The following is a 12,622-nucleotide window of genomic DNA, read 5'->3' as shown; positions in this document are numbered from 1 at the left end:
AATATCGCTTGGCTCTTTTATAGTTAGCGGGTATTAGCCACCTAAAAGACTTAATGCGGCCTGTGGTAACTGGTTTGCCTGAGACAAAATAGTAGTACCGGCTTGTTGCATGATTTGGTTTTTAGTTAACGTTGCGGTTTCAAGCGCGTAATCGGTATCTTGAATACGGCTACGCGAAGCTGACACGTTTTCAGATACGTTAGCAAGGTTGGCAATGGTAAAGCCAAAACGGTTTTGCACCGCACCTAAATCGGCACGCTGAGTATCTATTTGTGCCAATGCAGCATCAATTGTTTGAATTGCCGATTGAGCCCCCTCACTAGTTGTACCACTAATATCTATCGCTTCAACCGATGATAACTCACTCAATGCACCATTAAACATCTCTAGCTCATTCGCTGAACCATCATTTGAAATACCAATTTTATTCGGTGATGACAAATTAATTTCTGACGTTTTTGAAGCCGCCGCTGTAGCTGCAGCAGTTCCGTCAAACGTTAATCCACCAGCTGGAGTACCTGCATCCATAACAGATTCGATACCATCAACACCCGTTGCTTTTAGCGTAATCGTTCCAGCATCAGAGTCATAAACTGCATCATAACCATCAGCAACCATATCTTCAGCTAAACGAGCCATTTCGCCACCATATGTGCCTAAATCATAGTTATCATCACCAATATTAATTGTTGCATTATCAAGGTTTGTTATTCCACCAATAACTACCTCTAAGCGAGCCTCGGCTGTAACGCCTGACGCGGCTGAATTAATCTTATTAGCAACCCCATCGGCGCCATCATTGGCCCCGAAAGCCACATCAGTACCATTAATATTTAGTGAACCAGCAGCGACAACTTCGTTAGCGGCCATACTGCCTGCGGCAACTACACCAAATACAGTGCCTGGCCCATCAATTTCATTAGAACCAATGGCATCGGCAGCTACATTACGTAAGCTTACATTAATGGTTTCATTCGCGTTTGCGCCCACTTGGAATTGTTTTGTACCAAAGGTACCATCAAGTAAGCTGGTGCCACCAAATTTAGTAGTATCTGCAATTCGAGTGAGCTCTTGTTGCAGGGCTGCCACTTCTTTTTGCAGGGATGCACGGTCAACTGCACTGTTCGACCCATTCGCTGATTGCAGTGATAAGTCACGCATACGTTGCAGAATGTTTGCTGACTCTTGCATCGCACCTTCAGCAGTTTGCGCCATTGAAATACCATCGTTGGCATTACGCTGAGCAACCGTTAGGCCATTTACCTGAGACGTTAGTCGGTTGGCAATTTGTAAACCTGCAGCATCGTCTTTTGCGCTATTAATACGCAAACCAGATGATAGTCTCTGCATTGAGGTTTCAAGTGCCATGCTAGATTTAGATAGATTGCGTTGCCCATTAAGTGATGCAACATTTGTATTTACGCTTAAAGCCATTTTACCATCTCCTAGTTTCAATCAGAATGTGGTTCAAAATATTTAAGCAAAAACCACACTTTCTATGACTAGCTAAATGCATTAGTTGTGCCAATTAACAAAAAAAAGTTAAAATACTGTTTTATAACAACTAAATTGGGTTTATTGCGGCTTTAAATTGAGGGCTAGCGTTTTTTTGACAGAAGAGAAAAAGGGGTGACAGTTTTTTGCCGCCTTGTTAAGGCAAGTTATTACCTATTTTTCTTTAAGTAATAACCTGCCTTGGATGGTATTTATAAATAATCGAATAATGAAAGTTTAGCCAAGCGACCAAAAGTCGCCATCGATCTGTCTAAACCTGCCTCCTGTTTAGCGAGTTCACTAATGGCTGCAGCAGGATCAATTTCAATTAAGCTCGCTCTGTTGTCTTGATTATTAATATCTAGAGCACTGTTTGAATCGGTCACACGCTCCACCACGTTCATACGCCCACCTAGGCCAGCCTGAGTAAACACAATTTGCTCACTGGCATTTTTAAGCTGAATTAACCCATCCGATAACGCTTGGTTAATTTGCGCTCCATCAAGTTGTTCGTCATTTAGACTAGTGATCAGATCTTCAAGCGTATTAAGCACATTTTCTTTACCTGGCTTTTCAAGGGTGAAATCAAGTTGGCCGGGTGCTACACCTTCAAGTTGAATTTCCATGCCTGCAAACTCAATCGGCTCATCGGTTACTTCACCAGTAACAGGTGGTACAAGAGAATTACCATCACGTAATATTTCATACTGATCAGGCGCTGAAGGCGTTGCACCAGGGATAACATTAACGTTATAGGTATTGATCGTTGGAGAAATAAGCGGATCTGGGTCTGAGTTATAATTATCTTTATGAAAGCGATCAAACTCGCCTTGGTTTTCAACATAAACAGTCCCTGCGGTAATGCCGCCTGATGGCGCTCCATCATTCGACACCACATCAAGACGTGCATCAACTCGTTCAAATACATTAAAACCATTATCACTTGATTTGATCTCAACCCCTTTTGCGATCGTCACTTCATGCTGGCCTTGATCGCCTTGGTATTCGTATTTGCCATTAGTGCTATTAAATGTATAGGCTTGAATATCGTCTTGATAACCAGAGAATAGGTATTTCCCCCCTTCTGATTGACTATTCATTAAGTTAAGCAGCGATTTTTGCAATTCTTTTAGTTCACTGGCAACTGAAGCCAAATCACTTTGACCTAACGAACCATTGCCCGCTCGTATGGTTAGCATTTGCGCCTCTAAAATAGTGTCGTTCATACCTTTAAGTATGCTTTCTTCGGTTGATAAGCGACCATTTAGCTGCTTTATATTTTTAGTTAACTGCTCATTGGTTTCTATTTTATTGGTGTACAACATCCCTTGCGATATAGCAGCTGGGTTTTCAGAGGTACTCAAATACTTTTGACCTGTGTTTGCTCGCTCTAAAGCGCCTGCAACGCCCTGTTGATTATCTAAAATTTTATTAATTTGACTTTGATACATTAAATTATTTGATAAACGCATAATTACCTCGCCGCACTCAATAAGGTGTCAAAAATAGCTCTCGCTGCAGTTAATACTTGTGCAGAAGCAGCATAAGATTGCTGGAAGCGCAGCAAATTAGCCGCCTCTTCATCTAAGTTTACGCCCGACAACGATTCGTACCAGGCTTCTGATTGTTGTGCTAAAGCATCAAATGCAGCACCATTGGTTTTTGCTTGACTGGTTACCACACCAACATCGGTGACTAATCCAGCATAGGCCTGATTCAATGTTTTATGATTATCAGCTGATGCGCTCGCTACTACATTTTGACGTACTAAATCAGTATTTTGTAAGTCAGCAAGTTTTTGGCCGTTGCGGTTATCATCAAAACCGCCTTCATTAAATTCTAAATTAAAGGTATCGCCCATTGCTGGTACGCCTTCAATATTAAAGTCAAAACCATAACCATCGTATGGTGCCCCGGCTTGAGCGAGTATATTGTTAGCAGGCGGTGTAACTGTAAACGTAGTTGTGCCATTACCATCAGTAAGTTGATATTCGTTAGCATTAGCTGTTTTAACAATGCTAATAGGGCCATTTGCTAAACCCAAAGGATTACTAAAGCTGCCAGTGGTTACATCGGTAACATTACCCGGTGAAATAGTCCCTGTACCTGTATTATCAAGGCCGTCTGATGTTCTAATTGGGGAGGCCAATGCAATGTCCTCACCTCGACCTGTTGTCAGCGATATATTGCCAGCCGCGCCACTATTAAGTTTTACCTGAAATTGGTCACCGGCATTACCGGCTCCGGTTACGTTTAGCTTTAAACCAAACGACTCCCCGCTGGTGATAGCTGCTGAATCGATAATGCCACTGGGTGGGATAGTTGCTAAAGAGGCTGTGCCTAAAGGTTCACCTTTATTATCAATTGGCTGAATACTTACTTCGTTAGGATTACCTGTATATGTAATCACAAAGTCACTGGCTGGCAGTTCACTGCCTTTACCTGCCTCAACGGTTGCTGACATATTAGCTGTTCCGGTGTTTGCTTGATAAACAAAAGCACTGACCGTTGGGATATCAAAAATATCCCCTCCGAGCTCACCGTTTGCATCCATACCTAGACGGTTTTGCTGATTAAACGAATCAGCAAGCGCAATACCCATCTGGCCTATTTGATTTTGTGCAGGCACCAAAATATCGTCTCTAAATGCCAATAAACCGCCAATTTTACCTTTGAGTTTAGTAGGGTCTATATCTAATGGCACAGCCTTACCGCCATTTACATCTAAACGTAGCTCTTTAAAGTTAGCATCAGGATCGCCACTGATCGAAAATAAGTTAAATGACCCATTTTGCATAACAACCGCTTCACCTGTACCCATAAACACTTGTTTTTCACCATTAGGGCCATCAAGTGTTTCTATATCAATCAGCTCAGATAAATCACGTATTGCTTTATCACGCTCATTGTAAGCTGAGCTCGCATCGGCTTCGTTTTTAGTACCATGAACACCCGCAATTTCTTGATTTAACGAACTAATACTTTCGATTAACGTATTCGCCTCTTCTGAAAAAATCTCTAATTGCTCATTAACCACCGCTTTTTGCTCTGAAACGATACCTGCAAGCCGATCCATTTGATCAATCAGGTTTTGCGCATCACTCATCACCAACGAACGAGCAACTGTTGATGAAGGTTGATTAAGAGCTTCTTGCACGTTATTAAACATTGAGTTGATACTAGTTGATAAGCTGTTTGATTTTTCTGAAAAAATTTGATCAACCCGACTCGCTTCACTAACAAATTGATCAAAAAAACTTTTATTTGAAGTATCTCGGTTTAATTGCTTTTGCGCAAACTCATTCAATAAACGATACGTTTGACCACGGCCTACCTGATTATCAATCATGGTGGTAAATTCGGTGCGCTCACGTACATACCCTTCGGTATTAACGTTTGCAATGTTTTTACTTGTCGTTTGCAATAACTCAGAGTTTGCTCTTATTCCTGAATTAGCAATATTTAATAAATTAAACGACATGTTACTCTACTCCCTGGCGGATCACGCTTGTGGCGATATTCTTCAATTCGTTACTGTTCAGCACTCTTTTTATTTTGTCTGCATAGTTAGGATCGGTTGCATAACCAGCTTGCTGTAAAGAGTCTAAAAATTTATGCGGCTTTGCCGTATTGTTTAATGCATCTTGATAGCGCGGGTTCTGTGTTAAAAAATCCACAAAATCATTCACGCTATCTTTTATCGAATCATACGCTCTAAAGCTTGCTTGCTTTTTAACTGCAGCACCTTGCTCAAACTCTAAAGTGACTTTACTGGCCTTTTCACCCTGCCAACTTTTATCTGACTTAATATTGAATAAATTGTTTGAGCTATTACCATCACCTTTACTAATAATATGTTTACCCCAGCCAGTTTCTAATGCTGCTTGTGCGACCATAACCGCCGGATTTAAACCAATTTTTTTAGCCGCTGTTTTTGCGTGTTCCCACACGGTGCTTACAAATTCCTCAGCATTTTCAAATGTGCCAGACGCTATGTTTTGTTCGCTTTTTTCAGTTGAATCAACGAGCGGTACTTTTTCAGTGACCTTTTGGTTTTCTTGATGAGGTAAGGTGCTACCCGCACGTTGGTCACTAAAGAAATCTGACGTTGTGCGAAGAACAGAGCCTGGCATAAAGTTTTTTCCATCTGGCGATAATTGCTGCACAATTAAATCTGCAAGACCCAAAGAGCCATTTGATGAAAGCTCTGAAGCCATCTGTTGGTCGTGCATTTCTTCAAAAAACTTAACGCCACTAGCATTAAACGGGCTTTCTTTATCTTCAAAAGCCTCATTGGCTTTACGCATACTTTTAAGCAGCATTTGGGTGAATATAGCTTCAAATTGTGCCGCCGCTTTTTTTAACGCCGCTTTAGATGCATCGGTTGATGCATCACCGCTGTTTAAAGCATCTCGACGCAAAGAGTCTAAGTTGCCTAAATCAAAAAAGTTTTGCTTATCTAGATGATTTGTTTCCATCGGCTTTTTGACACAATAATTAATAATATCTAAAGCAATGCAATAATTGAGCCAGCGAGACTTTCAAGGGTAGGAGTAAGCAGGAATAAAAAGTAAAAAACACCGCAATAAAATTTTAAACGGTGTTTTTTAAAAGATTAAATTACAACAAGTTGACCATTAATTGCACCGGCTTCTTTTAGTGCTTCAAGAATAGCCATTAAATCACCCGGGGCAGCGCCAACTTCATTAATTGCACGTACTAAGTCATCAAGACTTACACCAGGGTCAAATACAAAAGCGCGTGAATCATCTTGATTAACATCAATAATACTTTGCTGAGTAACCACGGTTTCACCCTCTGCTAAAGGATTTGGCTGCGCTACATTTTGTTGTTCCGCAATCGTTACTGTTAAACCACCGTGGGTAATTGCCGCAGGTTGTAATTTTACATTTTTGCCAATAACAATGGTGCCAGTACGCGAATTAACAATTATTTTTGCCGAAGTATCTGCCGGTTTAAACTCTAAGTTTTCAAGAGTTGATAAGTACGATACGCGCTGCGAGGCATCACGTGGGGCAATAACGCGAATAGAGGCTGCATCGAGTGCTTGAGCGCTATTTGGACCAATTAAATCATTAATGGTTTTCTCTAAACGTTTCGCAGTAGTAAAATCAGGGCGGTTTAAATTAAAAGTAATATAGTCGTTTTGCATAAATGGGCTTTTAACAGCACGCTCAACGGTTGCACCATTTGGCACACGCCCTACCGTTGGCGTATTAATCACAACGCGACTACCATCAAGCCCCTCAGCACCTAGGCCACCTACAATTAAACTGCCTTGAGCGATGGCGTAAACATTACCATCAACCCCTTTTAAGAATGTTTGTAATAATGTGCCACCGCGCAAGCTGCCTGCACTGCCAATCGATGATACGGTTATATCAATAGTCTGCCCTGGCTTTCTAAATGGCGGGAGTTCAGCATGAACAGCAACCGCTGCAACATTTTTAATTTTTGGCTTTAAACTAGCTGGTAACGTAATACCAAAACTATTGAGCATGCCTTTAAAGCTTTGCTCGGTAAAACGGCTTTGCTCACCAGTTCCCGGTAAACCCACTACCAATCCATACCCGACTAATTGGTTTGACCGCACCCCTTCGACCATAGATACATCTTTAATTCGCTCAGCACTGGCAGTAAATTGCCAGCCTAGTAGCACCATAAAACAAAAAACTTTAAAACCATTCATGTCGAATGTCCTCTAAAAGGGAAACAATGAGCTACTAAAGAAACGCGTTAACCAACCCGGGCTTTGTGCCTCTTGAGTTTGACCCTTACCTGAATACTGAATACGTGCATTCGCAATTCGATTAGACTCAACAGTATTATCGGCATTGACATCTTGCGGACGCACTAACCCTTCTAGGCGAATAAATTCTTCACCGGTATTTAACGTTAGCCATTTTTCACCGCGAATTACTAAATTACCATTTGGTAGTACTCGCATCACGTTAACCGAAATATCGCCAACTAAGCTATTTGATTGATTTGATTTTGAGTCACCTTTAAATGAGGAGTCACTGCCAATACCAAATTGAATGCTATCGCCGCCAATATTTACCGGTAAACCACCTAAACCAATTACAGGGTCGAGGCTGGCATCGGTTTCTTTATCCGTTTCTGTTTTAGCTGCTTTAGTCGCTTGGGTCGACTCTTGTAATTTAACAGTAATGATATCGCCTGTTCGCAGTGCTTTTTTATCGGCATATAGATCATTCGATAATTGAGTACTGAACAAAGAGCCGGTTGCGACTACTGGCTCCATATTAGGCTCTGGATACATAGGTGCATAATAGGGATCGTCTTGTACTACCTCATTATTTTGTGTAGCTACACAACCACTTAATAGTAAAGTTCCTACTGTAAATAACATAATATTACGCATACAATCCCCCAAAACTATAACTGTTGATTGATATAACTCATCATTTCATCAACGGCTGAGATAACTTTTGAGTTCATCTCATAAACGCGCTGCGTTTCAATCAAATTAACTAACTCTTCGGTCACATTTACATTTGATGTTTCAAGTGAACCTTGAATAATCGTACCTAAACCTTCAACACCCGGGTTACCTTGAACAGGCGCACCGCTTACCGCGGTTTCGGTATATAAGTTTTGCCCTATAGGCTCAAGGCCCGACGGATTAATAAAATCACTAATCGTGATTTGACCAATAACCACGTTTTCGGCCTGACCTTTTACGCGAACTGACACTTCACCATCTTGAGATACGGTGATCGACTGTGCATCGTCAGGTACATTCATTTCAGGCTGAACAACATAACCAGCGCCCGAGGTTACAACACGCCCGTCGCCGTCGGTAGTAAACTGGCCGTTACGCGAATAAGCAATATTGCCATCTGGTTGCAATACTTCAAAAAAGCCAGGACCAGAAATCATCCAATCTAATGAATTTTCAGTAGTGAGCATATTACCTTGCGAAAAGTTTTTTTGGTTAGCCACTACCTTAGTACCCGCACCAAGCATTAAGCCTGACGGCATTTCGGTGTCTTGCGATGAGCGACCGCCTGGTTGATTAATATTTTGGTAGAGTAAGTCTTCGAAAATAGCGCGGCTTTTTTTGTAACCCACTGTACTGGCGTTCGCTAAGTTATTTGATATAACCGATATATCAGTTTGTTGAGCGTCAAGCCCTGTTTTACTTATCCATAATGCTGGATTCATAATAATATCCTCACGTTAAAGTTAAACGATGCGCATCAGCTGTTCTTGACGTTCGTCAATCTCTTCAGCTGTTTTCATCAGTTTTACTTGTAATTCAAATTGGCGTTGGTGACTGATCATATCGACCATTTCATGCACAGGATTTACATTCGATTTTTCTAATGTGCCACCTAATACTTGTACATTGGCTGATGTTTCAACTATTTGGCCTGGTTTAGCTCTGAATAAGCCATCGTTACCCTTCTCGAGCGTGGCGTTGTTTGCATCAACCACTTTTAGCCGATCAACTTCTTCTAAAAAGTTAGCCGGTGCACCTTGAGGGCGTACTTGAATAGTGCCATCTTTGCTAAATTCAATTTTTTCAATCGGTACAGGTAATATGACAGGCCCACCTTCGCCAATAACTTGACGACCGTCGCTGGTAGTCAACATACCTTCAGCAGTGATATTTAACGAGCCCACTTTTGTATAGGCTTCATTACCAGAGGCATCCTGAACACTCAGCCAGGCGTTATCGCTCATAGCGATATCAAGGCTGCGACCTGTTTCCACAATACCGCCCGATGTCATGTTAGATCCTGGGCGCTCTTGCATAGCAAAAACACGAGTCGGCAAACCTTCACCGAAAGCCTGCATTGATCGCGCTTGCGCAAAATCAGATTTAAACCCAGTGGTATTCGCATTTGCCAAATTATTGGCTTTAAGAGCAAGCCCTTGCATGCTTTGTTTAGCGCCAGATGCCGCTATGTAGACCATTTTATCCATAACATCGACTCATTAAGAAATCTATATATGGGTAAATGCAATATAAGTGCCAGATTAAATTTAAGTATGAATAAGATTTTAAGGAGGAATAAAAAAGGCTGCATTAAGCAGCCTTTATAAATCAAAATATGATTATCGGATCTGTAAGATATTTTGTTGAAGCGTTGAATTCACTTCAAGCGCACGAGAGTTTGCTTGGAAGTTACGCTGCGCACTAATCAAATCAACCAGCTCTGTGGTTAAGTTTGTATTTGATTGCTCGAGCGCTGAAGAATTGACTTTGCCTAAAGTTCCTGTTCCCGGTTCTCCTGCTATAGGCTCACCTGAGGTTAAACTTTTTTTCCATGAAGTATCACCCACCTGTTGTAAACCTTGTGAGTTTGCAAACCTAACCATGGCTACTTGACCCAAATATGAAGTGTCGCCATTACTGTACGATGCAACGACTTTTCCATCAGTACCAATGTCAATACCCGCTAAGCGACCCACTGTCGCACCATCTTGCTCTAGTGCTTTTACTTCAAATCGATTTGCATATTGAGTAGGTATTTTACCTGCAGTACCTGCCTCGTCACGCCACTGAATTGCAATGTCATTAAACTGTGCACCGTTGGTTAATAATCCTGAAAAGTTAGCAGTATTTAAATTTACATCATCAAAGGTACTTCCTGTAATAGGTGCGCCATTGGTTGTTTCTGGCGTACCGCTTGCGTTAAATCCAAACGTACTAAGTGGGCTTGGAGTTGCCGTTGCGGCACCGGTAGCATCAAACGGTTTTTGATCCAATGTACCATGCACTTGCCATTCGTTTGGTGCAGTTTTAACAAAATAAAACTGCATTACATGCGGCTCACCTAGTGAGTCGTAAACTGTGGTTGAAGTCGAAGAGTTATAAGTAGTGCCATCTGTTGCATCAAATGGCACAGCTATAACATCGTCACGCGAATCAACATTGAACGACGTATATACGTTTGAAGTAGAGCGCGGAGAGCCTGATGAATCAGGTATTTGCAATGCAGAAGATGTACTTAAACTAACCGAAGTGGTACTGCCTGTAACCTCATTCACCGGAAAACTCTGTAAGAAGTTTCCTTTAGCATCAACTACAAAGTTGTCTTTATTAAGCTTAAACGCACCTGCGCGAGTATAACTAAAATCTAAAGAGCCTAAGTCATTACTTGTTGCAAAGTAACCCTCACCTGTGATCGCTAAATCCAGTGAGTTATTAGTAAACTGCAGCGACCCTTGATGAAACTGCTGAGCAACCATGGTGGTTTGCACACCATCACCATTTTTCGTTTTACCTGCGCTAAATACCGAAGATGCGTATACATCAGCAAATTCAGCGCGAGACTCTTTAAAGCCCGTGGTATTTACGTTGGCAATGTTATTGGCGGTAACATCTAAATCTTTTTGTGCGGCAGCAAGGCCTGTTAATGCAATATTGAAGCTCATAATTAACCTCTAACCTAAAAGTATTTAGCCCGATGGCTAAAAAATACATAAAATCTATTACGCGATTTCTGCGACATCAGTCAGCCTAACCGCACCTTCTTTTGTGTTAATAATAATGCCGCTTGAGCCATTAATATTAACACTTTCAATATTTTTGAATGTAGCTAACGGAAGGCTTGAAAATTCCCCATTTGTGCTACCTTCTGCTTTGATGTTGTATTCACCAGGTGGTAGCCGTTCACCCGCTTCATTTTTACCATCCCATGCAAAACGAATGGCTCCTGCGGGCTGAGTGCCTAAATCTATAGTTTTAACCAACTGCCCGGATGCATCTTCAATGCGAATCATTAAACTATCGACTGGCTTTTCAGCTACAACAGAACCTCTTGATTCACCCGACTCATTAAGCTCAAGTGTATTCGATTCCAACAGCGCTTGTTTGCCAACCAGTGTTGATGCTTGCAATGCCGAATTTGATGTCATCGACGCGGCTAAAGACTCAAAATTAGAGTTTAAATTTGATATTCCTTCAGCCATGGTAAAGTTTGTCATTTGTGCAATCATCTGATCGTTATCAGCTGGTTTGCTGGGATCTTGATATGACAACTGCTGTGTTAACAACGAAAAGAAATCTTCTTGGGTTAACGCATCACTATCCTCTTTTTGTGGCACTTGCTTATCTTGCCAACGTAAAGAGTCCATGTAGGATGAAGAAGTACTAATATCGTTACTCATGAGCTACCCTCAGTTACCGCTGACCTAACAGCAGTGTTTTACTTAACATTTGCTTAGCTGCATCAGCAACTTGAACATTTGTCTGATAAGAGCGAGATGCAGAAATCATATTTGCCATCTCCTCAACAACATTCACGTTGGGTTTATAAATGTAACCATTTTCATCCGCACTCGGGTGGTTTGGGTTATATTCAATTTGTAGTGGTTTATCACTCTCAACCACTCCTAACACTTTCACACCAACGGCAGAGCCCTGTGGGTTGCTTGCTGACGCTGACGCTTTTGTTAGCTCCGCAGCAAATACAGGTTGTCGCGCTCGGTACGTTTCATTTTGTGAAGAGCTAATTGTATTGGCATTAGAGATATTACTTGCGGTGGTATTTAATCGCACGTTTTGCGCGCTCATACCCGAACCTGCAATATCAAACACATTATATAAACTCATAATTAGGCTCCTTGACTACCGAGGGCTTTTTTCAGGCCTTTAAATTTACCATTAAGAAACTGGACACTGGCCTGATACTCCATAGCATTCTGTGTATACAAGTTCCGTTCCACTTGTATATCAACAGAGTTACCATCACCTGTATCTGTTTGATTTGGCGTACGAAATAGTTCATTTCCACCTACACTACGGGTACCACCGGCAATGTGTTTTTCGTTGGTTCTTACCATCGTATTGCCGCTTAGTTGGTTAGACTTTGCCGTTTTTAATGCTGAGGCAAAGTCGATATCTTTTGCTTTATAGCCGGGCGTATCAGCATTTGCGATATTAGTAGCGAGCATTTCTGCTCTTTGCGAACGGATTAACATCGCATGCGGATGCACGCCTAATGCTTTATCAAAACTGATAGCCATAACTATCTCCAAAAAATTGACTTAGTACCAATAAAGCAATAAGTAAGCCAGCAATGAAAATAGTGACGATAAAAACAAAAAACGACGCTATAGCGCCGTTTTTAGG

The 12,622-nt window shown here is 41.5% G+C and carries 12 protein-coding genes; all 12 read right to left on the bottom strand.

The window, feature by feature from the left end; genetic code table 11:
- Nucleotides 1-33 precede the first annotated feature (33 nt).
- Nucleotides 34-1,434: a flagellin gene (locus tag PUND_RS06030; protein ID WP_010387888.1), complete on the bottom strand. Its 1,401-nt coding sequence runs from the start codon at nucleotides 1,432-1,434 to the stop codon at nucleotides 34-36.
- A 272-nt stretch (nucleotides 1,435-1,706) separates the two neighbouring features.
- Nucleotides 1,707-2,966 (bottom strand): flagellar hook-associated protein FlgL, encoded by a 1,260-nt coding sequence (gene flgL, locus PUND_RS06025; RefSeq protein ID WP_010387887.1) that lies wholly within the window; start codon nucleotides 2,964-2,966, stop codon nucleotides 1,707-1,709.
- A gap of 2 nt (nucleotides 2,967-2,968) precedes the next feature.
- Nucleotides 2,969-4,975 (bottom strand): flagellar hook-associated protein FlgK, encoded by a 2,007-nt coding sequence (gene flgK / locus PUND_RS06020; protein WP_010387886.1) that lies wholly within the window; start codon nucleotides 4,973-4,975, stop codon nucleotides 2,969-2,971.
- Between the two features lies 1 nt (nucleotide 4,976).
- Nucleotides 4,977-5,972, bottom strand: coding sequence for a flagellar assembly peptidoglycan hydrolase FlgJ (flgJ, locus tag PUND_RS06015; protein WP_010387885.1), 996 nt, complete (start codon nucleotides 5,970-5,972; stop codon nucleotides 4,977-4,979).
- A 137-nt stretch (nucleotides 5,973-6,109) separates the two neighbouring features.
- The gene (locus PUND_RS06010; protein WP_008113075.1) at nucleotides 6,110-7,204 is read right to left on the bottom strand and encodes a flagellar basal body P-ring protein FlgI; all 1,095 of its coding nucleotides are present in this window, start codon (nucleotides 7,202-7,204) and stop codon (nucleotides 6,110-6,112) included.
- Between the two features lie 12 nt (nucleotides 7,205-7,216).
- On the bottom strand, nucleotides 7,217-7,900 hold the full coding sequence (gene flgH, locus PUND_RS06005; RefSeq protein ID WP_010387881.1) for a flagellar basal body L-ring protein FlgH: 684 nt from the start codon (nucleotides 7,898-7,900) through the stop codon (nucleotides 7,217-7,219).
- A 14-nt stretch (nucleotides 7,901-7,914) separates the two neighbouring features.
- Nucleotides 7,915-8,703, bottom strand: a complete 789-nt coding sequence (gene flgG, locus PUND_RS06000) for a flagellar basal-body rod protein FlgG (RefSeq protein WP_010387879.1) — start codon at nucleotides 8,701-8,703, stop codon at nucleotides 7,915-7,917.
- A gap of 21 nt (nucleotides 8,704-8,724) precedes the next feature.
- Nucleotides 8,725-9,468, bottom strand: a complete 744-nt coding sequence (locus PUND_RS05995; RefSeq protein ID WP_010387878.1) for a flagellar basal body rod protein FlgF — start codon at nucleotides 9,466-9,468, stop codon at nucleotides 8,725-8,727.
- Nucleotides 9,469-9,600: 132 nt separating this feature from the next.
- Nucleotides 9,601-10,923 (bottom strand): flagellar hook protein FlgE, encoded by a 1,323-nt coding sequence (gene flgE / locus PUND_RS05990; protein WP_010387877.1) that lies wholly within the window; start codon nucleotides 10,921-10,923, stop codon nucleotides 9,601-9,603.
- Between the two features lie 57 nt (nucleotides 10,924-10,980).
- Nucleotides 10,981-11,658: a flagellar hook assembly protein FlgD gene (locus PUND_RS05985; protein ID WP_021033157.1), complete on the bottom strand. Its 678-nt coding sequence runs from the start codon at nucleotides 11,656-11,658 to the stop codon at nucleotides 10,981-10,983.
- Nucleotides 11,659-11,671: 13 nt separating this feature from the next.
- Nucleotides 11,672-12,103, bottom strand: coding sequence for a flagellar basal body rod protein FlgC (gene flgC, locus PUND_RS05980; protein ID WP_008113068.1), 432 nt, complete (start codon nucleotides 12,101-12,103; stop codon nucleotides 11,672-11,674).
- Between the two features lie 2 nt (nucleotides 12,104-12,105).
- Nucleotides 12,106-12,516, bottom strand: a complete 411-nt coding sequence (gene flgB / locus PUND_RS05975) for a flagellar basal body rod protein FlgB (RefSeq protein ID WP_010387869.1) — start codon at nucleotides 12,514-12,516, stop codon at nucleotides 12,106-12,108.
- Nucleotides 12,517-12,622 lie beyond the last annotated feature (106 nt).

This window comes from Pseudoalteromonas undina (genome assembly GCF_000238275.3).
Classification (GTDB): domain Bacteria; phylum Pseudomonadota; class Gammaproteobacteria; order Enterobacterales; family Alteromonadaceae; genus Pseudoalteromonas; species Pseudoalteromonas undina.
The sequence above is the reverse complement of the archived record's forward strand: the minus strand, read 5'-3'. Positions and strand labels throughout refer to the sequence as shown.

Bases quoted from the DNA above. Each gene is read 5' to 3' on its own strand.
- PUND_RS06030 (WP_010387888.1), bottom strand. From the start codon at position 1,434: ATGGCTTTAAGCGTAAATACAAATGTTGCATCACTTAATGGGCAACGC.
- flgL (WP_010387887.1), bottom strand. From the start codon at position 2,966: ATGCGTTTATCAAATAATTTAATGTATCAAAGTCAAATTAATAAAATT.
- flgK (WP_010387886.1), bottom strand. From the start codon at position 4,975: ATGTCGTTTAATTTATTAAATATTGCTAATTCAGGAATAAGAGCAAAC.
- flgJ (WP_010387885.1), bottom strand. From the start codon at position 5,972: ATGGAAACAAATCATCTAGATAAGCAAAACTTTTTTGATTTAGGCAAC.
- PUND_RS06010 (WP_008113075.1), bottom strand. From the start codon at position 7,204: ATGAATGGTTTTAAAGTTTTTTGTTTTATGGTGCTACTAGGCTGGCAA.
- flgH (WP_010387881.1), bottom strand. From the start codon at position 7,900: ATGCGTAATATTATGTTATTTACAGTAGGAACTTTACTATTAAGTGGT.
- flgG (WP_010387879.1), bottom strand. From the start codon at position 8,703: ATGAATCCAGCATTATGGATAAGTAAAACAGGGCTTGACGCTCAACAA.
- PUND_RS05995 (WP_010387878.1), bottom strand. From the start codon at position 9,468: ATGGATAAAATGGTCTACATAGCGGCATCTGGCGCTAAACAAAGCATG.
- flgE (WP_010387877.1), bottom strand. From the start codon at position 10,923: ATGAGCTTCAATATTGCATTAACAGGCCTTGCTGCCGCACAAAAAGAT.
- PUND_RS05985 (WP_021033157.1), bottom strand. From the start codon at position 11,658: ATGAGTAACGATATTAGTACTTCTTCATCCTACATGGACTCTTTACGT.
- flgC (WP_008113068.1), bottom strand. From the start codon at position 12,103: ATGAGTTTATATAATGTGTTTGATATTGCAGGTTCGGGTATGAGCGCG.
- flgB (WP_010387869.1), bottom strand. From the start codon at position 12,516: ATGGCTATCAGTTTTGATAAAGCATTAGGCGTGCATCCGCATGCGATG.